12 protein-coding genes are annotated in these 23,885 nt (G+C 56.2%); 4 read left to right on the top strand and 8 right to left on the bottom strand.

All coding sequences use genetic code 11. The features are described 5' to 3' along the window. Window positions 1-119 precede the first annotated feature (119 nt). Together OHL19_RS21185 and OHL19_RS21180 are read right to left on the bottom strand one after the other, a co-directional pair. The gene (locus OHL19_RS21185; RefSeq protein ID WP_263359838.1) at window positions 120-2,783 is read right to left on the bottom strand and encodes an ABC transporter permease; all 2,664 of its coding nucleotides are present in this window, start codon (window positions 2,781-2,783) and stop codon (window positions 120-122) included. Further along, the gene (locus OHL19_RS21180; RefSeq protein ID WP_263359900.1) at window positions 2,780-3,130 is read right to left on the bottom strand and encodes a PadR family transcriptional regulator; all 351 of its coding nucleotides are present in this window, start codon (window positions 3,128-3,130) and stop codon (window positions 2,780-2,782) included. Before OHL19_RS21180 ends, OHL19_RS21185 begins: the two co-directional genes overlap by 4 nt. A 404-nt stretch (window positions 3,131-3,534) precedes the next feature. Here OHL19_RS21180 and OHL19_RS21175 point away from each other — a divergent pair, with 404 nt between their 5' ends. Genes OHL19_RS21175 through OHL19_RS21160 form a run of 4 tightly spaced genes read left to right on the top strand, consistent with a single transcriptional unit; the run spans window position 3,535 to window position 9,760 of the window. Continuing rightward, window positions 3,535-3,927 carry a hypothetical protein gene (locus OHL19_RS21175; protein WP_263359837.1) on the top strand — a complete coding sequence of 131 codons (393 nt, stop codon included), beginning with the start codon at window positions 3,535-3,537 and terminating at the stop codon, window positions 3,925-3,927. Window positions 3,928-3,981: 54 nt separating this feature from the next. Next, window positions 3,982-5,241 (top strand): efflux RND transporter periplasmic adaptor subunit, encoded by a 1,260-nt coding sequence (locus OHL19_RS21170; protein ID WP_263359836.1) that lies wholly within the window; start codon window positions 3,982-3,984, stop codon window positions 5,239-5,241. 2 nt (window positions 5,242-5,243) lie between these two features. Then, window positions 5,244-8,435: an efflux RND transporter permease subunit gene (locus OHL19_RS21165; RefSeq protein WP_263359835.1), complete on the top strand. Its 3,192-nt coding sequence runs from the start codon at window positions 5,244-5,246 to the stop codon at window positions 8,433-8,435. Next, window positions 8,432-9,760, top strand: coding sequence for a TolC family protein (locus tag OHL19_RS21160; RefSeq protein WP_263359834.1), 1,329 nt, complete (start codon window positions 8,432-8,434; stop codon window positions 9,758-9,760). The genes OHL19_RS21165 and OHL19_RS21160 overlap by 4 nt, the downstream gene beginning before the upstream one ends. A 232-nt stretch (window positions 9,761-9,992) precedes the next feature. On the opposite strand, the gene OHL19_RS21155 is transcribed toward OHL19_RS21160, so the two are convergent. From OHL19_RS21155 to OHL19_RS21130, 6 genes are all read right to left on the bottom strand, one after another. Then, window positions 9,993-10,982, bottom strand: a complete 990-nt coding sequence (locus OHL19_RS21155; protein WP_263359833.1) for a YncE family protein — start codon at window positions 10,980-10,982, stop codon at window positions 9,993-9,995. 418 nt (window positions 10,983-11,400) lie between these two features. Further along, entirely contained in the window at window positions 11,401-12,780 is a 1,380-nt protein-coding gene (locus OHL19_RS21150; protein ID WP_263359832.1) for a hypothetical protein, read from the bottom strand. 45 nt (window positions 12,781-12,825) lie between these two features. Then, window positions 12,826-17,004 carry a TonB-dependent receptor gene (locus tag OHL19_RS21145; RefSeq protein ID WP_263359831.1) on the bottom strand — a complete coding sequence of 1,393 codons (4,179 nt, stop codon included), beginning with the start codon at window positions 17,002-17,004 and terminating at the stop codon, window positions 12,826-12,828. 53 nt (window positions 17,005-17,057) lie between these two features. After that, complete coding sequence (locus tag OHL19_RS21140) at window positions 17,058-18,941, bottom strand: hypothetical protein (RefSeq protein ID WP_263359830.1); 1,884 nt, start codon at window positions 18,939-18,941, stop codon at window positions 17,058-17,060. Window positions 18,942-19,003: 62 nt separating this feature from the next. Beyond that, on the bottom strand, window positions 19,004-19,933 hold the full coding sequence (locus tag OHL19_RS21135; protein WP_263359829.1) for a hypothetical protein: 930 nt from the start codon (window positions 19,931-19,933) through the stop codon (window positions 19,004-19,006). A gap of 62 nt (window positions 19,934-19,995) precedes the next feature. Then, window positions 19,996-23,880 carry a hypothetical protein gene (locus OHL19_RS21130; RefSeq protein ID WP_263359828.1) on the bottom strand — a complete coding sequence of 1,295 codons (3,885 nt, stop codon included), beginning with the start codon at window positions 23,878-23,880 and terminating at the stop codon, window positions 19,996-19,998. Between the last annotated feature and the right edge of the window lie 5 nt (window positions 23,881-23,885).

Here is a 23,885-nt window from a genome sequence, read left to right as displayed (position 1 = left end):
ACAGGTTCGAAGGAGTGGGCAGTAATCTCTAACTGACAATAACGGCGTTTATAGGGACCTACGCTTCGAAAAGATCCCCAGAACGACTCCGCGCCTGAGCCACGTAATAGGCCGCCTGCTTATTCGGATCGCAGTGCCCGCATCGGATCGAGCCGCGAAGCTCGCCACGCAGGAATCAGGCACGCAAAGCCAGCAACCAGTAGCAACGTTACGGCAACCACCGCAAAGACCGCCGGGTCGAGTGGCTCGGTCTCGTAGAGCATGGATTGAATCTGCCGCACCACCGCAACACTCCCTGCGAGCCCAAGCGCCAACCCCAGCAGAGCAGGACGCAGGCCGTCCAGTAGCATCTGGCGCAACACCTTCTCGCGCTGCGCTCCCAAGGCTATGCGGATACCGATTTCGCTGGTTCGCTGCGTGACGAGGTAGGCCAGAACTCCGTAGAGCCCTGCCGCCGAAAGCAGCAGGGCAATCAGGGCGAAGGCAACGATCAGTACCGAGGAAAATTGTGAAGCTACGGTCGACCTTGCGATGGTTTCCTGGAGCGTCATCACGTTCGCGACGGGCAGGTCAGGGTCCATCGAAGCGACAAGTCTCTGAATTGGCATTGCCAGAGTATTGACGTCTGTGCTCGACTTGACCACGATGGTTGCTGCTGAAGACTCGTTGCCATAGATTGGCCAGTAAAGCGTGGCCTGCATCGGTATCGAGACTTCATAGCGTGTGTCGCCTACAACACCTACCACTTCATATATGTCACCGCCCAGCTCTGAGCGCAGATGCCTGCCGATTGGGTCTTCACCGGGAAAGAGCAGCTTTGCTGTCCTCTCGCTGATCAGGACGACGTGGTCCCGGGTCAGACGCTCATCCGCAGTGAAGAGGCGGCCGCGTATGAGCGGCAGCCCGATAGCGGCGAAGTAGCCGGGGTCGGCTCCGCGAGCCATGATGTCGTAACCCTCCCCTTTGGCCAGTGGAGGATGCTCGACGACGGACATCATACGATCTGCGCCCCAGCCCTGGCCCGGAGCCGCTGTCACCAGTCCGGCTGCGCTGACGCCGGGAACAGAGCGTACTCGTTCGATAAGCTGCTCGAAGAATTGTACCTGCTGCAATGCTGCCTTATAGCGGCCGTCGGGCAGGCTGATGCCGAGGGTCAGGGTGTTGGCGATGGGTACTCCAAGGTCGACTTTGAGCAGGTGCTGGTAGCTTTTCAGCAGCAGACCGGCTCCGGTTAGAAGCACTACGGTCAGGCCTACTTCGAGTACGAGCAAAATGCGGCGCAGACCGGCTTTCGCACCACCTGAGTTTTGTGAACGCGAGGCCTGCTGGAGTACGCCCATAATTGCGCGGCTTCTGCCGCTCCATGCGGAAACCAGTCCGGAGAATAGAGCGCAGAGCAGGATCAGGCCAGCGGCAAGAGCGAAGACCATGCCGTCGATGTGGACTGCTTCGATGCGGTTCATATCCTGACGGGCGCCGGTGAACCAGGCTACTGCGAGCCACGCCAGACCAAGACCGAGAATGCCGCCCGAAAGGGAGATCATCAGGCTTTCGGTCAGGCGTTCGCGGAGCAGACGCAAAGCGCTGCCTCCTAACGCGGCGCGGATCGCGTGTTCGCGTTCACGGGCTGCCTGTCGCGCTACGAGCAGGCTGGCGACGTTGAGGCAGGCGATCAGCAGGACACAGCAAGTGGCCCCGAGCAGGACGTAGAGCGACTTCCGGTAGTCTTGGACAGAGTCGTCAAGCATCGAACGTCCGCTCGCTCCTTCGTGTACTCCCCCTTGCGGATGGCGGATTTTGATTTGCGCTTGAAGGGCGCCTAATTGATCGAGCAATGCATTGAGCGTTACGCCCTGGTGCAGTCGTGCGATCACCACGAACTCGTGATCGTTATAGATATGCAGCAGCTCCTGCGGAATTTCGTGCATCACCGGAACCCATACCTGGTTGGTGTTTCCGGTAAGCGAACCGGCATAGACGAAGCTTGCTGGCAGCACTCCGACTACCGTATATGGGCGAGCGTCGAGGATGATCTGACGCCCGATGATGCCGGGGTCGCTGGCGTAGCGGCGTTTCCAAAATCCGTTGGAGAGGATTACGGTTGCATTGGCAGATGGGCTGTCATCGGATTCCGTGAAAGGCCGTCCCAGGATTGGCTGCACGCCCAGCGTTGGAAAGAAATTAGCCGAGACCCACGCGGCATCCACCTGCTCCGGCATCTGTCCCGATTGGCCGGAGACGTTGTACTGCCGCCACGGGCAGATGAGGGCCAGATCGGCGGCAGAGCCAACATTCTCACGCCACTCCTGCGCACTGCCGGCGTCGACCGGCATGAAGTGTTCCTTATCCGGTGAGGCTGCGGCTTTTGGGCCGCGTTGGTAGATTGTGTAGAGCTTGCCGGGATCGCGATAGGGCAGCGGATTGATCAGAACGCTTCGCACCACGGTAAACAAAGCTACATTCGCACCGATACCCAGCGCGACGACGAAAACCGCCATCAGCGTAAATCCCAGTGATCGCGATAGCGTTCTCACGGCATAGCGAACGTCGCGCCAGAGGCCATCCAGAAAAGCGAAGGAGTTCTGCTGCCACACGTCTTCTCGGACCCGCCTGGGGCTGCCGAGCTTGAGATGTGCCTGCCTGCGTGCCTCATCGGGAGACAGGCCCCGCGCCTCGTTCTCGGCTGTTTCTTCCGCCAGGAAGGAATTCATTTCTTCGCTTAGCTCGGCGTCTTTGTGAGCGCGATGAAAGAGCTTACGCCAGCTATCAAGGACTCGGCTCAAAGCTTGCCTCCCTGGGGTAGCTCGTCATGAGTAAGCACATTCTCGCCCATCACCATCGCAATCGCCCGCGCCATTTTTCTCCAGCGATTGGTCTCGTTCACCAATTGCTTACGGCCAAAATCGGTGAGCTTGTAAAACTTCGCCTTGCGGTTGTTCTCGCTAGTCCCCCAATACGACGAGACCCAGCCGCGATCCTCAAGCCGGTGCAGTGCCGGATAGAGCGACCCCTGCTCGACCTCCAGCACATCTTCGGACGTCCGCTCAATCACCTTGGCGATCGTGTGCCCATGCGCATCGCCAGTCACCAGCGTTCGCAACACCATCATGTCCAGAGTGCCCTTCAACATCTCCGAACTTGAATCTTCTTTCCTGACCAAAACGATTCTCCACTAGAAGTCCTATGGGAACCGAGCCGACTCCACTCGAAATTTTATGTAAAGGCTTGCATGCAGAAATTTAGCCGCCGCGAAGCGCCGGATCGGTAATGACAAGTCGGCTTGTCGGAAGTAATCCCCTGCCCTCGATGAGTGATGAGTACATTGGCGATTTGGTACTAATCCAAATGGAGTCATAATGGAGTCATAACGAGAAAAGCGTTTCCGGGGATATGTATAGTGCGAGAAATGCTCAACCATCTCCCCTTGGACCCGAGACGAATTAGTAGAAGAATCTGATGCGAAATCGAACAGTAAGCGTCGGCCGGTGCAAGCTATAATTACCGAGGATAATTGGAACAGGAGTTCATTGCCCTTTGAACGCGCCTCCCAACCCGACGCAAGATGCCCAGCATCGCCCCTCTTTATGGGTGATGCAGGTCGCATTTCTTGTCTTGGGATTTGCAGTTTTCTTCTGGGGAACCTCCTATAAACTCTCCTTATACAGGTCTGACCAGGCAGCCCAGACGCCCGTCAAACTTTCTACACGCGGTGGAGATCTGGTTAAAGAAGCAGTTAGTAATGCCATCGAAAAACCTGCTGCGGATGAACCCCAACTGCATCCCAGCGAACTAGGTTTTTCACTGGTGGCCGTGGTCTTCTATTTACCCAGCATCATCGAATGGCAGGCTCCTCCTCCCATCCCCGTCGATCTTCCTATCCAGCTTTCGTTTCGACCCCCGCCAGCTTCTCTTCGCGCGAACGTTTAGCCGCTCTTTGTTCTGAGCGGCATAGATTGCTTGCTGCTGAGAGAGAGGTTATACGTGCGAAATCGACGTGTCCTGGCATTCGTGTCGGTTGCCGTGGTGGCAATTGCCCTGCTGGCCCTGGTGCTTCATCGTCATAAGAAAGAGCCTGCTGCCGCGGAGCGCGGCTCAACTATTCCTGTCGTGCCTTATGTTCCTGCTCAGAAGGGCACCATTTCTCAAGGTCTCACCGTGGCTGGCATCTTCCAGCCATTCCAGGAGATCGACGTTCATGGCAAAGTCTCCGGTTATATCCGCCATATCTATGTGGATATAGGAGACAAAGTTCACCAGGGCCAGACGCTTGCTGTACTTGAGGTGCCGGAACTCCAGGCCGAGGTGGCTGGCGCGGATGCTGGCGTGAATCAGTCGCAACAGGATATCGCTCGGCTGAAGAGCGAGATTGCGCGCGAGCAGGCCAGCTACCAGGCGGCGCATGCAAACTATACGCGGCTGAAGCAAGCGTCCGATCAGCAGCCCGGCCTCGTAGCCGCTCAGGAGCTCGATGACGCGCTGGCACGCGACCGCTCGGCCGAGTCCCAGGTCGAGGCTGCGAAGTCCGCTGTCGCCGCTGCGGAAGGAAAACTAGATGTCTCGCGCGCAGATCGATTGCGCGTAACCAGTATGGCGCAGTATGCCACCATCACAGCTCCCTTCTCCGGCGTTGTGACGATGCGCTATGCCGATACCGGCGCGCTCATCCCTGCAGGAACATCAGAGAGCAATGCGCAGGCCGTGGTGCGGCTTGCGCAGAGCGATCTGCTGCGTCTACGTATGCCTATTCCAGAGCAGGATGTTCCGCTCGTTGCCGAAGGCTCGACCGTGATGGTGCATGTTCAAGCCACTGGGCAACAGTTCCCGGCGAAGGTTGTTCGCTTCACACGCGATGTCAGTAATGCCACTCGTACCATGCTTTGTGAAGTAGATGTACCGAACCCCAAGCTCACTCTTACGCCCGGCATGTATGCCAACATCAGCTTCCTTCTCCGGCAGCAGCAAGGCTCGCTCGTGATACCAACAGTTGCCGTAATTCAGGGAGATGAGCCAGCAGTCTTCCTAGTCGATTCGAATAACAGGTTAGAACGGAGACCGGTGGTTTTAGGCATCACCTCGGCAAACAGCCAGGAGATCACCGGTGGTCTTCAGATAGGCGATCACGTAGCCGTGGGCGATCTGGGAACGTTGCAGCCCCGCGAACAGGTGCAACCGCAGCTTGCATCCCAAGACCTGCTCAGCTATCACGCCAGCTCTAAAGCCAAGTCGAAGGGAGACCAGTAAGCATGTCCTCCTTTGCCATCCGATATCCCTTCTTCATCCTCATGGCATGCATGATCATCGTTGTCGTCGGCGTTGCCGGCGTGATGGGCATGCCGGTAGACCTCTTTCCAAAGGTCAACATTCCCGTTGTTGTTGTTGCCACCTTTTACTCCGGCATGCCGCCGCAGCAGATCGAATCCGATATCACTGACAGCGATGAGCGCTTCTTCACACTCGGGAGCAACATCGACCACATCGAATCCAGATCGATGTCCGGCGTCAGCCTTATCAAGATCTACTTTCAGCCCGGCACCGATCCCAATGCAGCCGTCAGCAACATCTCTAACCTTGCGATGGCGAACCTTCGCCGTCTGCCCCCGGGCACGCTTCCACCTGTCGTTCTCAGCTTTGATGCTGCGAATCTGCCGGTATGCCTGATCACGCTGAAGGGCGCAGGCATGAACGAGACGCAGCTCAAAGATCTTGCCCAGTTCACCGTACGCAACCAGGTGGCAAACGTCCCAGGCGCGTCCGTGCCGCAGCCCTATGGCGGCCGCTATCGCCAGATCATGGTGTACGTGGACCCGCTAAAACTGCAGGCCGCGCAAATGAGCGTGATGGATGTAGTGCATGCCGTCAATGAGTCGAACCTCATCCTTCCCGCAGGCGACGTTCGCATTGGTCCCAAGGATTACAACATCTATGCGAACAGCCAGGTGTCTACGCCAAACGATGTGAATAGCATTCCGCTCCGCACTGTCGGCAACTCGTCGATCCTTGTTGGAGATATCGGCCATGCAGTCGATGGCGGCCAGTTGCAGACCAACATCGTGCGTGTCGACGGACAGCATTCTGTTTATATTCCTGTTCTCAAACAGGGCGGCAACTCAAACACCATCACCATCGTGGATGGCATCCGTAGTGGCGTCAAGCACCTGCTCGATATTCCTTCGCAGCTCAAGACGGATGTTGTCTTTGATCAGTCTGTCTTCGTGAAGACTGCTATCAAAAACGTCATCAGTGAAGGTGCGATCGGGCTCTGCCTGACCGGCATCATGATCCTGCTCTTCCTGGGAAATTTCCGGGCAACACTAGCCGTGATGCTGTCGATCCCGATCTCCTGCCTCGCAACATTTCTTCTGTTGGATGCCTTTAATAGTTCCATCAACACGATGGTTCTCGGAGGCATGGCACTCGCGCTCTCGCGCCTGATCGACAACTCAGTCGTAGTGCTCGAAAACATCTTCCGTCACTTTGAGATGGGATCGAACAACGTCGAAGCTTCAGAAACCGGCGGTAAAGAGGTGCAGCTTGCCGTGCTCGCCGCTACATGCAGCACAGCAATTGTCTTCTTCCCGGTTGTGCTGCTGACCGGCGTCAGCAAATACCTCTTCTCGGCGCTTGCCCTTGCAGTGGTCATCGCGCTCTTCTGTTCCTACTTCGTTGCAATGACAGTTGTGCCTCTCTTCTGTTCGCGCTTTATCAAGCACACAGGACACGGCGCAGCCCACCAGGCCGCAGAGCATGACGATCCGGTTCCTGAACACATGCGTGGAGGCCACGGCCACATGAGCTTCTTCGCAAAGATCGTCTTCTATTTCAACAAGGCCTTTGGCTGGCTGCAGGAGAAATACGATACCGCGATTCACTACTGCCTTGGCCGTCCCGGCAAGGTCATCGTAGCCTTTGCGATCTTTGTCGTTATCAGCTTTGCACTCTTTCCATTCCTTGGTCAGGCTTACTTCCCAAAGACAGACGCAGGCCAGTTTGTCATCAGCGTGAAAGCCCCGTCCGGCACGCGTATCGAGTTGACGGACCAGTACATCGCGCGCGTGGAACAAGTCGTTCGCCAGGTAGTAGCACCGAGAGATCTGAACATGATCGTCTCGAATATAGGCGTCACGCCGGATCTCTCCGCTATCTACACATCGAACTCCGGCATGCACACAGCTTTCGTGCAGGTAAGCCTGCATGAAGAACACAGCATCAGCAGCGAAGCCTACATGAGCCGCGTACGCGCGAAGCTTGCCAGCGAACTACCCGAGGTTCAGACCTACTTCCAATCCGGCGGTCTCGTAGACTCCATCGTCAACCAGGGCATGCCCGCGCCATTTGACATACAGGTCAGCACAAACAACATGGAAGGCGGATACGCCATCGCGCAGCAACTCGCCCACCAGTTCAAAGCGCTTCCCGGAATAAGCGATGTTCTGATTCCTCAGGACGTGGATTATCCCGGGCTATCTTTGAATATCGATCGTCAGCGAGCCAGCCTCGAAGGCCTGACGCCGAAAACAGTCGTTGACAACGTGATTACCGCGATGACCTCGAACGCTATGGTCGCGCCCAGTTACTGGATCGATCCAAAGACTGGCAACAACTACATGCTCACGGTTCAGTACCCGGAAACACAGGTGCAGACACTCGAAGACCTCAAGCAAATCCCCTTGCGATCTGCGGACGGTAAGACAACGACACCGCTTGAAACAGTGGCCTCGATCAAGCCGATCAATACGCCAACCGAAGTGGATCACTACCAGCTTAGGCGTGTCTTCGACATCTATGTCATGCCCAGACAAGAGGACTTAACAGCAACGAGCAAGCGGATACAGCAGGTGCTGAATGGCACGCACCCGCCACACGGCACAGTGCTCAACATACGCGGATCGATCAACAGTATGCATTCTTCCTTTCAGTCGTTCGGCATCGGCCTGATCCTCTCGATCATTCTTGTGTTTCTGATCCTGATGGCTCAGTTCGCTTCCTTTGTCGACCCCTTCATCATCCTGCTTGCCATTCCACCGGGTATATCGGGCGTCATCCTGTTCTTGCTCACGACACACACAACACTCAACATCATGAGCTTGATGGGTGTGTTGATGATGACCGGCATCGTGGTCTCGGACAGCATTCTGATCGTCGAGTTTGTGGGGCAGCTCCGCAAATCAGGAGAGCGCCTCGAAGACGCAATCGTTACTGCCTGCAAGGTTCGCCTCCGCCCGATCCTGATGACAACACTCGCCACCGTTCTCGGCCTGATCCCGATGGCGCTGGCATTGGAAGCAGGCAGCGAGCAATACGCTCCGCTGGCACGAGCAATTCTCGGGGGACTCACCGTCTCCGGCATTGTGACTGTCTTCCTCGTACCCTGTGCGTACCTGCTGATTCACCGCCGTCTCGAAGCTAGCCATCCGCAAGCGGAGGTGCATGCATGAAGAGCCTGTTCCTGATACCCACTCTATGTTTCTGTCTATGTTTATGTGCGCAATCCAGGGCGCAAAATGCTGCGCCAGGGCTGCAACAGAATGCCACCTCCATCACACGGTCAGAGGCCGAGCATCAGGCTCTGAAGAACAATCCACGCATTACAGCGAGCCGCCTGCTCGCTCTCGCATCGGGCCAAGTCACCCGCGAAGTACAATCGGCCGAGTTGCCGCAAATCAGCGGCAGCATGACAGCCGTGAAAGCGGAAGACGCAAGCCGTATCGGTGCGGGCACGCTTAACTCATCGCGCTTATACACCCATGCCGGGGTCGGTGGAACTCTGACGCAGCTCATAACCGATTTCGGTCATACGCATAACCTCGTCACCAATGCGAAGCTGCTTGCCAAGGCGCAGGAACAAACTGCTCTTGCGACAGAACAGGATGTGCTGCTCGCTACAGACCAGGTTTTCTATCGCTTGCTGAATGCCCAATCCCTGTTAGAGGTAGCGAAGGCAGCAGTTGCTGCTCGCGGCAACGTGCAGGATCTAACTCAGGCGTTAACGAAGAGCGCATTGAAAAGCGAACTTGATCTCAATGTGGCATCTGCGGATTATTCTCAGGCCCAACTGCTTCAGTTGGATGCAGAAAACGCGGTCGCTTCGGCGAGCGCAGATCTTGCGGCTATTCTGAACGCGCCGGCAAACAGTGACTTCAAGGCTGTCGAGCCCAGCAATCAAACACCCCAGCCTCCACCTGAGAATGCAGCATCAGTCATATCTGAGGCGCAGCAGCAGCGCCCTGACCTGCGTGCTCTGAATCTCGACACGCAGGCCGCTCACAAACTAGTCACCGCACAAAAGGAGCAGCGTCTCCCGACGATCTCCGCAACCGCTATCGGAGGAATCACGCCGGTACGTCCTGATGGAATTTTCGGAGAAAACTGGTACGCCGCTGCTGGAGTAAACCTTAGCCTGCCGCTTTTCACCGGCTTCCGTATCTCAGCGCAGACAGAAGAAGCCCGCCTGCGAGAGAAGGCCTCGCAGCAGCAAGCACAAGATCTCTCGAACACGATTGAGCGGGATGTGAAAATTGCTGTACTCGCAACACAAACCGCCTACCAGCGCATTGACGTGACAGAGAAGTTCCGCACCCAGGCTGCGCAGGCTCTAGGCCTTGCAAAGACCCGTTACAAGTTGGGATTGAGCTCAATCGTGGAACTCAGCCAGGCGCAGCTTCAGAGCACACAGGCAAATGTCGCAGCCGTCAACGCACGATACGATTACCTGCTGGCGCTTCGAACGCTGGATTATGCACGCGGAAACCTCACTCCCTAGCTAACGACGGCATGCTCTAAGCACAATCTTGCCCGCGACAAAAGTGGCTGTGTTGATATCTCTTGTCTCGTCCCATAACAAGCTCCTCTCATCCCCGTTTCTTACGTCTTCACTGGCACAAAATTTGCCGGACTCTCCATTTCCATCCAGGTCATAATATGAGGCCAGCGCATACCGCGCTGGCCTCATACGCTTTATCTATTCATACTCTTTATTTAAATAAGAGACAGGGCTATTTTTCGGTTACGACAGACACGCCAATACGCCCGGAGACGTAGAGCTTCTGGGTGAGATAGTTTACCGCAATATACGACGCAGGCACGCCGGTAACAACACCCTTGACGGTGTTTGTCTTGCCATCGATCACGTCGACCGAGTCGACCGCCGAGTTAGCCACAAAGGCGAGGTTGGTGACCGGGTCCACGTCGACTCCGAGCGGAGCATCGCCTACTACAACGCTGGCGACCTTCTGCCCGGCGGCGTTGAGAACACCCGTCATGGAAGGACCTGTTTCGGCATCAGTAACATACACCTTGCCGGTAACGAAATTGGCCGCCGCTCCTACTGTAGTGCTTCCAAAGTTCGCCATGGAGAGGACCTTCCCTAGAGACGGATTCACAATAGCGGTAAGGTTGCTGCCGAGTGGCACATAGAGCAGGTCGAGAAGAGGATTGATCGCGATTGCGGATGGTGAATTGCCCTTCAGTCCAATGCTGGAGACAAGCTTGTTCGTCTTGCCGTTAATCACGTTAATTACATTGTCATTGGCATTCGCGACAAAGATGCGGCCATCGACTTCATCGACGGTGATCCCTGTAAGGCCAAGTCCCGGATTGCTGGTGATAGCAATAGTATTGGTTACCTTGTTTGTCTTGCCGTTGATCACGGTAACCGTGCAAGGTGAGGGGGTTTCAAAATAATTGCAGCCAGCCACATAGATCTGGTTCGTCAGATAGTTTACTGCCGTTGCGTTGGCTCCAAACGGAACAGAGATGTTTTGCAGGAGAACGTCGTTATTTCCATCTATCACGCCCAGGTTGTCAGAAATTCCGTCCAGAGTGGGAGCAACGACATAAACCCGGTTCGTTACTGGATTTGCAGCGATTCCCAGGGTTGCGTTAGGAAAGTTGACCACTGTCTTGATTGTTTGTGCGGTTCCAGCGATGGAGCAACCGGCACACAGAGCGGCCAGAGCCAAGACTTTCAGCGACTTGTTCTGCATTGATATCTCCTTGATCTAGGGTGAAGCCAAACGCGAGAGAGAGACACGCTCTTTCCATTTATCTGGCGGATGCGGTCATATGGACGCAGGAGTTTCTACGCTACTGCAATGGACGGCGGAGGCGAGTACGTTCGAAATGGCAGAAAGACACAATATGGGATGACATAGAGCTGCTCTAACTCCCAGGTCGCGAGCAAGGCTCATTTCCCCTGTTATGTTTCTTACTGCCTACATGAATGACGGAGCAGAAGGCGTATCTCAATATAGGGTGATTGAAGATATGATGAATTGGCTGGGGAAGATAGGATGCTTCTCTCAACACACCTAATTGCTGCTGCAATGTGCATGGCTCATGCCTTGCAGCAGCGAAAAAAGGGCACGATCAGATAGCATCCGATACTCGCCTAACTAGACTTTCCTAATTAGATTGGAGAAGATAGATGGCCCACGGCTGGCTTGCATCCTTGCCGAGCAGAAAAATTGCATATTTCCCACTTAGCTGGCCGGCAATTGCAACTGCGGAAAACGAGTAGTTCTCCCCCGTCGTGTTGCCACTGTAGCCCGCTCCAACCCAAACCGTGGCATTGCGATAGAGTCCATTGTTCGCAGAGTCCTGCGGCCCCAGATCGATTGCAAAGTCGCAGTTGCCAAAGCCATCTGAAGAACTGGAGGGATCATCGTTCTTGAAGTCGCCTCCGTAGATCAGCGTACTGGTACTCGCGGCGACTGAAGAGCAAGCAGAAGGGACAGCGGAAAAACCAAAAGAAGCTACATGCGAGGAACCAGAAAACGAAACAGGATTCGATGGATCACCGGTGGCATAGACAAAGCCCAGATACTGGCTGCCGACAGCGGAACCGGTATCCACCGGGCTTGATGATCGTGGCAATCCCACAGCGCCATAGCCCGCGCCCAGAACGTTCTCATAGGGCAGAAAGGGTGACGTGGAAGCTCCTGCCGGAAACAATGCTGTCGCAGAACCGTTATCTTCCACGAGCAGCTGGTTCGGGCCGATTCCAATCTGTGCCTGAGGCGGTCTGCTCTGATGAATTCCTCCAGGATCGGTAGTAGCGACCTGTCCCGGAACAGCAACAAGCTGCCCGAAGGAGGTCTGATTACAGACACCGCTCTTGGTAGCAGACGACGGTTGGGCTGGAGTTCCGCTTACTCCAGCGGAAGGCAGCGTGAACTGTGCGATGTTATTGAAATTCACCGCTGTTCCATTTGTACTGATGTCAACCGTGCCGTATGCAGTGTCCGTTGCAGCATTCCAGCCGCCGCTGCTGCCCAGCAGGGTAATAAAAAGATACGTTTGCGCGGCGCTGAAGTTTGGGCAGTTGATTGCTGCAACCATCGGCTTCACAGGTACCACCACCGGGGCACTGCTCTGAGGCGTCTGCATCGGCTGAATCAGGCCACCCGCCTGTCCCGCCAGTTCCAGGGCAAACCCACCTGAAAGTGGCGGATCGTAAGTAGCAACCGGCTGAGAGCTTCCAGTAGCGTATTGAGTCGTAAAACCCAGAATGCGCAGTCCGCGCGGGTTCACAGTGAGGTTGCCTGCGGTGAGGACCTCCGAATACGTGCCTTCATCACCGTACTGAATCTGCGAATACTTATGATTAGCATCGTCGATCGTATTTGTGAGCCAGGGCTGTAGCAGCGATGTGGGGGCAAAGTAGTTCTGGAGAGTTTGCGGCTTTGTTGTTCCGGTGCTTGCAGAGTTATTGTTGCCACATCCAATAAGGGATACAGCGAGTACGAGTAAGCCTGGAATACGCACGCCGACTGTTGACCGCATTGCCCGATTACTCCCTGTATGTTGCATCGACTCTCCCTTAATAACCTAGAAGCTGCCCTTCAAAGCAAACTGAAGGATACGTGGATCATGCGCGTCGACCGGGTGAAGGAAGGAATTCCCCACCAGGCAGCCGGAGGCGCCGGCTGAATAGAACTGGCTCTGGCTGCCGTAACAATTAATCACGTTATTTCCGATATTTCCGGGGTTAGCAGGATCGGTGATTCGGAACTGAGTGTGATTCAAAATATTGAAAGCCTCTGCACGAAACTCGATGTCGAGCTTCTCATTGGAAGACTTGAAATGCTTGAAGAGAGACGTGTTGAAATTCACACGTGAAGGGTTACTCAAAGAATTGCGTCCTGCGTTTCCGAACGTCAGTCCGCGTGGCGCTGCATAGGCATTGGGATTGAGTAATAGAGGTCCCACATTATTTCCTCCTGGACTGACAAACGGCTTTCCGCTGTGAACCTTGCCAATCACATCCGGATACGATCCGATGCCCAGCCCATCCCCCACGCCGGCGTTATCTGAAGAGCCGATGCCGTTCGCTCCGCCGCCATTCACTACACTGAAAGGCGTTCCCGTATTGAATGTAGTAATGCCGCTGAGTTGCCAACCGCCCAGCAGCGTCTTCATAACAGGTGACGGAGCCCACAGGTCGCTCTTCGACATGACAGGCACAGTTTCCCCGGTGGGGTCTTGACCGCTGCCAAGTAGGTTAATCATCCCTCCAAAGAGCTTGAGCAATGGAAGGTTGTAGATGTAGCTGATATTTAACAGGTGCCTCTGATCGAAATCCGAACTGGCATGATTTGAGTGAATGTCCAACGAATCCGCGAAGTTTGCACTGGCGCGGTCAGATGAATCATCGAGCGAGTGGCTGTAGGTGTAGGCAACATCGACCGTGATTGGCCCAGTTACTTCGCGCAAGGTCGCTTGCAAGGCGTTGTATTCTGAGTCGGCGACGTTTTCAACAGAGATGATATTGCTGAAGCCCAGATAAGGCCGGGCCACGTCAGCAGATATACCCAGCTTGCGCGATGGGCCGCCCTGGGAAACAGGAGCCAGAGCAAAACCTGGATTGCCCGTGCATGCCACAAACGCATTCACGTAGCCCTGCGAGGCAGGCCCTATCGTGGGAGCAGATGGATTGATAACAGGGCCTTGAGGCGGGTTGAGTCCACCCACGATGAAGCCGCCATTTGCACCGCTCTGGCAGAAGTCAGGAGTAATCGGCTGTCCTTTCCCAAATGGATTCGATGTATTGCCAAGCGAAGGCAACTGATTCAGATCGCGGACAGCGGTAAGGTGTGTTCCCTTGGTACCCACATAGATAAACTGGCCAACCAATCCCTTGCGCAGTTCATGCTGAACGCTCAGGCTCCATTGCTGCGTGTAGGAATAGATAGCCCTGGTAGGAATGGAGGTAACGTTCAGCGGGAAGGTTGCACCGCCAGCAGGAATTGTGGCGCCGCTTGCAACCGGGCACTGTATTGTCCCGCCCTGGCAGGAGAGACCGATCAGGTTGTATGCGTTGTAACCCTGGATCGACTGACCATCTGTTCCAGCTCCGGAGATATTGGACTGTGTCTCGCTAAGAACCAGCGGAGCCCCGCCGATGAGCGATCCGACATTCGATTCGTATCCGGTGCCACGCTGCCAGAACAGACCATAGCCGCCATGAATGGCTGTCTTTGCCTTACCCCACGGATCCCAGGAAAAGCCGAATCGAGGGGATGGGTAAAAGAGTTTGCTACGCATGCAGGAATCCGGTATCCCGTTCACGCCGCATTGGGCCAGTCCATTGGTGATGACCGGACCGAGTGAACTCAGGCTATACGGCCCCGTCGGTTTCAATGGTACGGCGCTGCCGCCGTTTCTATTGACCAGGTTTCCTGCAATCGGATCGATGAAGATAGAAGCTCCGAGGGACTGGTTGAAATCCTCCGGCCTCCAGTTGTAGGCCGTATTCCTGGGGTTGTACCACGCTCCAAAGAGGCTCGCTCGCAAGCCTGCATTGATTGTGAACCGCGGAGAAACCTTGAAATCATCCTGAAGATAGAACTCTGCCGTCTTATTGCGTGTGTAATATCGCAACTGACCACTGTCCTGGGTAAAGCTTTTAATCGCGCCGCCCGGCGAGGGACCTAGATCTTGAGGCCGGAATCCCGTGCCTGCGATGAAATCCGCAAATGCATTGCCGGAAGTATGGATGGATTGCTGGTTACTGAAGGTAATTAAGCCCTGTACGTCTCCGGAGTTAGCTCCGCTCACCGCGCTTAGTTCATTCTGCTGGACAAATGCTCCCCAAAAGCCCCACTGCAAGTTATGTTTCCCGATCGCCTTGCTGGCGTCATCTCTCACAATGAACGTCGGATTGGATTGGTTATAGGGGGCGTAACCGGTGTCCGCAGAGAACCCATGCCCGCCATACGCTCCGTTGCTTCCCTGAAAAACAAGTCCAGGGAGCTTGCCGCCGTATCCATTGTCGAAAATGTGGCCGACGGGACATTCCGTGATTTGAGCCGGTACCTGCTGAGCATTTGTCCTGCTCACGTTAGAGCAAACCGTCGCCCCGGCAACCGGCACTCCACCGGCCTTGCCAGGGTCGTCCAGAACAATGGGCCTTGCAAGTGACTCGACACCCACGCCCGGCTCAGGGTTGAGGGTTATATGTTCCACTTCGTAACTGGCTGAGACGAGGTTCAGGAAGTTGTGCGGCAACGCCTGAGTCAGGATAACCGCCATATTTTCGCCAGGGCTGCTCAACCGGTTCTCTACAGTAGGAAAGCTGTTATGGACAATGCCGTAGAGCGGAGCAAGTACAGTCGAATCGTAAGTATCGTGAACGTAGCGGTAGGATAGCCGCGTTCGCTGACTAAGATCGTGATCGATGCGGAACAACTCTTCGCGATAGGTAGTCAGTGGAGAGACCGAAGCCACATAGCAATGCGGCAAAGGCGATATCGTGGTTGAGTTGCACCCGCTGCTCGAATTCGGCGCGGGAATAAGTTCCGAATTCAGGAGCGCCAGACTGGTGTAGTCGGTCGCGACATGCCGTTGAATCAGATTGGTCGTAGGGTTTATCGGGCAATCTGGATAGGCAGGATCAGGCGTCAAACCTGACCCAGGCACGAACGGTGGGCATACATCCGAGAAATCGCCAGATCGTTCCGCCATTGTTGGTACGGCTTGGTTGTAGTCGACTGGAGTCTTCTCCCTGCGGATTTCCTCTGACAGGAAGAAAAATGTCTTCGAGTCTCCTCGATGGAGATAAGGAACAGGGCCGCCGAATGTGCCGCCGAAATCAAGACGCCGGTACAGCGGCGTTCTATAGGTAGGTTTACCTTGATAACCCGGCTGCATAGGATTGGGCTGATCGAAATAGTTCCTCGCGTTGAACATTTCATTGCGCAGAAACCCATAGGCATTGCCGTGATATTTATCGGAGCCGGACTTTGTTGTGATCAGTACACTGCCGGAAGAACTCTTGCCATAGATAGCGCTATAGTCCCCGGTGAGTATCTTGAGATCCTGAATAGCATCAACACTGGGATAAACGATCAGAGGTTCGCCTTGGCCTCGGCTGGCATTGATGCTTGTATTCAGAACATCGCTTCCATCAACTTCGAAGGTGTTGTACTCGACGCGACCGCCGTTCACGCTGAATTTGGCGCTGCCCGCTAATCCAACCTTCGCCTCATCCTGACCTGTCTGATTACTGACACCGGGAGCCAGCATAGCTAGCTGGGAAAAGTTCCTCCCATTCAGCGCCAAACCGGTGACTTCTTCAGTTCCAAGGGTGGTCGAGATAGAGGCGGTGTCCGTATCGATCGTTGTTTCGGAGGCGCCTGCGGAAACGCTGACTTCGCCCCTGACGTCACTCACGACAATCTGAACGTTAAACACAATGGCCTTGCCCGCCAGCAGGGTGAATACCTGGCTCGACCGCCTGCTGAATCCATTGGCCTCGACAATCACCTGATAGCGCCCTGCAGGGAGAGCCAGCAGGCTGTACTCTCCTGTAGCACCTGTCGTCACCTCCCGCTTCACAAGCGTGTCCTGATTGATGATCTGTACAGTAGCTTCCTGGATTACGGCGCCGGTCGGATCCGTGACCCGACCGGAGAGGCTGCTGTATTCCGGCTGACCCATCATCTGCAGGCAACCGGCCAGAGCGACGAAAGCCAGTAGCGGCGCGAATCTGGAGAACAATCGATACATGTTAGATTTCCTTCTAAGACTGGTTAACAATGAGCTTCGCCATATCTCCCGGTTTAAGGGATGTAATAGCGAAAGGATGTAAACCACATGTTGTCGATCGCCTTGGGGGAGTTGGGCGCACCGGCCTCAGGATCTCCGATTCCTTGCCAGGTGTGCTTCGCGACATAGGAGTATTGAATTCCCTGTTGCACAGTCCCGTGCGTGCCCCTGTATAACCGAAACCAGTAACCAAGCGTTCCTTCCTGAATGTTGCGCGTATCGGCGTTGCAGTTCGCAGGACCGCTGGCCACCGTTCCTCCGCCGTTCGGCGAAGTAGTGGGCAACACCTCCGTATAGCAGCCACTGACAATGTTCGTTGGCGCACCATAGCCGGCGAGAATCGGTTGACCCTGCGCCGGTCCGGGCGTAGTGTTCGTGAATCCGGTCGCGTAGTAGGCGCGCTTCACATCTTCGCCGCCATAGTAGGCATACAAGTCGAAGCGCGGCGTGGCATGCCATTCCACAGTGCCAAGGGCTGACCCACCCGTAAGCAGCTCCAATGTTCCATCGGCATGCGCGGTAGCATCAGGCAGTGTTGTCGTGCTGTAGCGGCCCACGCCATTGCCAAGCAGTCCATGGGCGCCGATGCTGAGCGTATCGTTCAACAGGTGAATGCGCCCATTGACGCCAACTCCGCCGCCTTCCGTCCGCGCAGTAAAGGCTCCCAGTGCAGACGTTGTCGCAGGAGGCGTTGCCCCCGGCGGCGTCGGGCCGTTCGGGAAGACACGATCCCGGAAGAAGCGCCCCACTCCAAAGACTTCGAAGTGTCCCCAATCCCGATCGTAGGCGATCTTGCCGACGAGGTCCGGAGCGTAGTTGAAGCTGTAGTTCGCCGTGGAGTTATATAGGCCGCCGCCAGTCCCCGTCTGCTGAAACGTAAGCGTAGGCAGGTTGTGGCCGCCGATATTCAAGATCTGAGACTCTTCGACCGCAACGCCGAGAGCAAGCCGCTTGCCCGTTTGCTTCACCACGCGGAAGCCGTATTGCCGCGCCCAGGTGAATCCAACGTTATACTGCGCATCGATCGTCAACGGCGTTGCTTCGGATCGATTGGCAAGCCCGTGATTGTACTCAGTCGCAAGCGACCACATCTGGCCGCCTGTAAGCGTCCAGCCGCTATTCAGCGCAGCTTGCCCCCAGACCTGCCTCTGCCGCAGCGTGTAGCTATTGCTTTGATTATCGTTGGAGGTTGTTCCCGCAGCCAGGAAGTCCGCTTCCCAGTAGCCGCGCAAAGTCGCATTCGGTATATGTCCCTCGGCAAGCAGGGAAACACGCGACTGCCGCCCGCTGGCGTTGAACTCCGAAAGTTTCCCGGCCGTCGTGCCCGTAAAAGGGATGCTGGAGAAAGGCGTATTCACGTCACCGCTCACGGCTCGCTGTCGGTTCACCGTTTCCGCTGCCGCAAAACCACCCGGTATGATCTCCACGCCCTTGAAGCGGATACCTTCAGGATGCTCCAGCGATTTGGTCGTCTGTTGCGTCGTTTCAACTGCCGCGGAAAGAGAACTCGAAGTCGTTTTCAAATCCGCCACTTCCGTCTGCAGATGAGTGACCGCGGCATCGTTGGAGGTGAGCATTGGCTGATTTGCATCAAGCTTCTGCCTGGCATCCGCTGCGTCCTTCTCCGCCCTCTCAAGCCTGGCGCCCTGCGCCTTCATGTCCTTTTGCATAACATCGAATCGTTGCTGAAGGTCGTCATACTTCCGGTTCAGATCGTCCAGCTTATGAAACTTGTCGTTGAGCTGCTCAAGGAGAATCTGTTCCTGCGTCTTCGGCTTCACTTTTTCAGCTTTTTGGCGCGACTGCGAGGCCGCAGGCTGCGAGCCGCTCGATGTTTGCGCACAGGCCACACCCGTTATCAGCATGACAATTGCAATTATTCTAAGAAACTGCTGCATCGGTTCTCCTTGACTTCAATCTCTTCAACTTCAAACTTTTCGAACTTTCCTATTCACGGAATTCAACTGCGAGAAATACGTGCCTTGACGAAGAGCAGCTGGTCAGCGAACAACTTTCCCATGGCCGGGGCCTGCCACGGACCGGTCTTGCCCGTAAGCGCATTGCTGGACGTGTCGCTTGAAATGTTGATCGAGAAGCCGACAGCCCTCGTAGGGTCCGCAGCTGAGGTCGCTACAATTTGCACAGGAGCGCCCCCGACTGCGGGAGCGGTATATGTCGTTGCCACGCCGCTGGCCGTCTGCGCTGGACTGTAAGAGCCGCAATCGCTGGCTGCGCATATAACTGTCCAGTTCACGCCTGCATTCGTGGGATCGTTGCTGACCACTGCGGTAATCTCTAGCGTCGCTTTACTGTTCAGTGAGGACGGCAGCGTCGATCCGAGTTTTATCGAGATAGGAACCCCTAATATCGTGAGCGAAACACTCGACGTCCGGCTGTGATCTCCCGTTGCCGAGGCATAGAGCGTGACTGACCCTTCCTTGGGTGGCACGGCAGGCGCCGTGTAAAGCGTGACGTAGCCGGTTCCGGTCGTAAGATAAACGGGCACCGGACCGCTCATCGTATGTCCCGGAGCGAACAGGCCGCACGATGGGTCCTGCGTCTGCCCCGGAGGTGGCGGAGTGCCCAGCGGCGGAGCGCTTCCGCAATACTCGCTCCAGTCCGCACCTAGACCATCCACACCGTCTGAAAGATTCACCGAAAGGTACGTGCTCTCACCTACGCCAATGACCTTCTGCGGCTGTGGGCGCGGGTTTCCATTGACGTCTGTAAATAACACAGATCCAATCTGTGGCCGCGGCGTACTCGTCGAACAACCCGACAAAGAGAGCGACCCAAGCAACACCACGGCCGGCATCGCCAGCCAGATGAAACCGGGCCGTTTCGAGATATCTTTCCTGTGGGAACTGCCAGTAGGAATGCCTGACTTCATTGCGGTCCTCTTCTGCGAAAGTTGGAAGTGCGGGAGCAGTTTGCAATCGTCGACAGACTGGATCATGGCTTGGCTCCCAGGTGCCCATTGCTCAAACCAAGGGCCAATGGCGTTACCACCGGAGTCGCCACACCGACGTATTCCGTGACAGAGTTGTCCGCCAGCAAAATCCAGACATTGCCGGAGCCATCGATCATCATCCGCAGAGGCCCGGCTGCGAGGCTGGGAGATACCAGGTTGTTCACCGACCCCGTCCCAGGCAGAATGCCGGGAGGAAACGCTATTCCCCCGCCCGCAGAAGGAGTGCCGCCCTGCCCCGCGAGCCACACCGTGCCGGCTCCATCCAGCGCAACCCCTCGTCCGTTCGTAAAGCTCGCACCCGGCAAGCTCGCGCTTTGTGCAGCTCCTTCTTCGAAACACCCACTAAGAAACAACACTGAGCCCACGCCTGCATACGGTGTCGCCTTGCAGAAGATCGATGGGCCAAAGAAAGCCCAGATATCGCCAGAGGCATCGGGAGCGAATTGCGGGGTTGCTGCGAAAGTAGACGTCGGCGGAGTACCCGTCTGGATCAAACTGGCTCCCAGAGTCGTGAGTTCGGCGATTCCGTTGATCGACTCCACCCCCACCCACACATTGTCCGAACGGTCGACGCCTATCGACGTATAGCCGCTCAGGCCAGTCCCGGAGTATATATATCCGCCAGGCGGGGAAATAGCGACGCCCAGGTTGCTGTACTCGCTCACTGCCACATCGCTGGCAAGCCAGAGGTTCCCCTGCGTGTCGAAAGCGAGATCATTGCCGCCACCCGCTACGCCCTCATAAGGAGCGCCCGCCAGTGACATTCCAAGGCTGGTAAGCTCCTCCAACTGGCGGTTGCCGGAGATCCATATATGACCACTCGCATCGATCGCGATTGGACCGCCGCCCGCAGGGAAACCACTCGCTGGAGAGAGCGCCGCACCCACGGAATTCCACTCGATGACGCTACTTCCCTTCGCATCTGTAATCCAGAGATTGCCCCCAGAGTCGACGGCAAACGAGCCCACCGTACTCGACTGGTTCAAGCCGCCTCCGCAGGTGAAATTCAACGAGAGCGTCCAGTCGTGTGGAGCGGTAGGAAGAACCGGCTGGATAGGGGAGTCCACACTTATCAGGAGGTCCTTATGGAATGCTGAGGCATCGAAGACATAACCCACGACATTGGGCGTGCTCGTATTCAGTGAAGGCTGCCCCTGTACCAGCGCGACGTTGAAGGCTGCCTGCAAGGTGTCCGCAGGGCCAACCCCGCCAAAAGCAATTCTGTTCTGGCCCAGGGTGTCGGTCGCGGTAAACAACGTCCCACATGGGCTACCGTCTCCTTCCACGCCGCCCGCAGTCGAAGTGCATGCATTCAAGGCATCGGCCAGCGTGTTGATCTCCACATACGGCGTCTCCGCGTTGCCTGCGGGAGTCAGAAACCGAGCCTTCCCCGTCGAGATATCTACCAGGTTGTTGACCGCGGCAAAGGCGTTTTGAATACCGGTGGAATTGCTCCCCGAGCCTATGTAGAAATAGCTCTTGTTGCCCGTCAATTCATCGTTCGATGCGAAGGGAGCAAGCGGATACACCGACCCAACCGTCGTTACCTCATTCACAACCACCGGCGAGGAGCTGAGATTGCCGCAGGCGCCAAGCGCCGTCATCAGTCCAAGATTTGGGTTGGCTGCATTCGCACTCATACTGCCGCCCAGCGCAACCAGATACACCTGGCTCTCAGGCGAAGGACAGGTATAGCTTCCCGGTATGTTGAATGCGCCACTCTTGTCAGTGACAACAGTGGAACTCAGTTGATCCGATTGGAGGCCATAACCGCCGGTGCTGACAGCGTAAAGCGCCACCGAAGATCCCACGACAGGTTGTATCGCGGCATTGACCGTCCCATGTAACTCGGGCCCAGTTGAGGCTGTGCTAATCGTGATATTCCCGGAAACAACTTTACTCGAATCGGCGTGCGCGGAAGCTAACACCGTCACTGACCCGGTATCCGGTATCTGGCCAGGCGCGGTATAAGGAAGTGGCGTGCCATTCTGCCACCCCGTGACCGTTGTCGCCGTAACTGCGGGAACAACAGGAACATAAGGAGTCGTCGCTGTCGCAGGAATCGCGGGTATCTCTGGCTTTACGGTGAAGAAGCCGCAACCCGAGGCGCAGACCTGCCAGTCCACTCCGGCGTTCGTCGTATCGTTCCCCGCTGCGGCAAGCAAGTTCAGAGATGCATTCGGTTGCAACTGGGAAGGCAGCGACGGAACAAAGCTCATCGAAAGCGCCGTCGAAGGGACGATGGCAATTGCATTCGATTGGGCACTGATGCTGGGATTCGCCACCGAGGTGGCAACGATAATTACGGAGGTTCCAGCCACCCTGACAGGAGGCGCCATATAAGTCGCCGCCGCTCCGCTGGCCGAGTGACCCGGAGTAATTGCTCCACAGGCGCCCGCGGCCGTGCTGCTGCACTGCAGGCTCCATGCCACGCCCCCGGGAGCCACATCATTGGCCACCTTGGCGCTGATCGTGGTCTGCTCTGAAGCAGTAAGACTCGATGCCGGCTGCTGCGTAATCGTCACCGCCGGCGATTGCGCCGTGATCGTTGTGACTGCAACTGCCGGATTCGATGGAGTTGAAGCAGGTGCGGCAGAGGCTGCGGTAATCACCACCACATTCCCCGCCGGGACAGCACTCGGCGCCGTATAGAGAATCTGGCCGCCGCTGGCAGTGTGCGCCGGAGAAATGCTGAATGTTCCGCACGCATCAGCACTGCCGCAAGTCGCCGTCCAGTTGACACCCAGAGAATTTGGGTCAGAAGCAACACCTGCTGCAAGAGTTGCCTGCGATCCCGACGTCAGTGCGAGGGGAGGCCGAGACGACATCGTGACAACAATCGGCGAGTCAACAACAATATTCGCGGTGGCTTGTGCAGAAAGCAAAGGATTGGTGGTCGATTGAGCCGTAATCGTAACCGTGCCGCCCGGAGGCGTAGTCGACGGAGCGGAATACGTCGTCGCCACGCCGCTCGCTGTATGACGTGGAGTGATACCGCCACAGTTTGCGGCTCCACAACTTATCGACCAGTCGACACCCGCAGCCGCAGGATCGTTATCGACCACTGCGGTAAGGGTCGCGGAGTGAGCCGCGCCGCTCATTTGCGTATACACAGTGCCTGGGGTCACGCTGATGCTGACTACCGGTATCTGTGTGATCAGAATCGTTGCGCTTACCGACTTCGTCGTGTCTATCGCAGAAGTGCCGGTCAAAGTTACCGCGCCGTTCGGTGGAACTATCGATGGAGCGGTATATACCGATGAATATAAGGATCCAAAGCTGGTCGGAGAGGGCGGATTAAACGATCCGCAGGCGCTCGATCCGCACGTAGCCGTCAGGATCACTCCTCCCGAACTGGTGTTGTTGGAGATATTCACGTCGAATGGCAACGTGCCGTTGACAGTCACCGATGCCGGTACAGGATTAGCCAGCGAAACGCTGATAGGCAGTGGAGCGATCGTGTAAGTCAAACCACTGCTCTGAGATGGATTGCTCGTCACCGCTGCCGTAATGAGAACAGACCCTCCAATCGGAACCATCGAAGGCGCGGTATAAGTCGTCTTGCCCCCATCCCCCGTATGCGTCGGAGACAGCGTGCCACAGGCGCCATTGGTCACGCCCCCGGAGATTGGATTGCCGCCGCAATTTGCCGTCCAATCAACCCCAGCCTTCAGCTTGTCTCCGGTGGGCATCATGCTCAACTGCACGCTTGCCGTCGTACTGAGCACGCTTGGGCCATTTGTTCCACTGCTGCCGCTCGCCACGATGGGTCCGGCCTTGACCTGCAAAGATCCTCCTCCGCAGCCCGCCAAAAATGCAGACAAAACAAATAGCGCAACGATCCCCGGCAGCAAATGGCGTCTCATTGCGA

Origin of the sequence: Acidicapsa ligni (assembly GCF_025685655.1) — a bacterium.
GTDB lineage: Bacteria > Acidobacteriota > Terriglobia > Terriglobales > Acidobacteriaceae > Acidicapsa > Acidicapsa ligni.
This window is presented reverse-complemented; position numbering and strand designations above follow the sequence as displayed.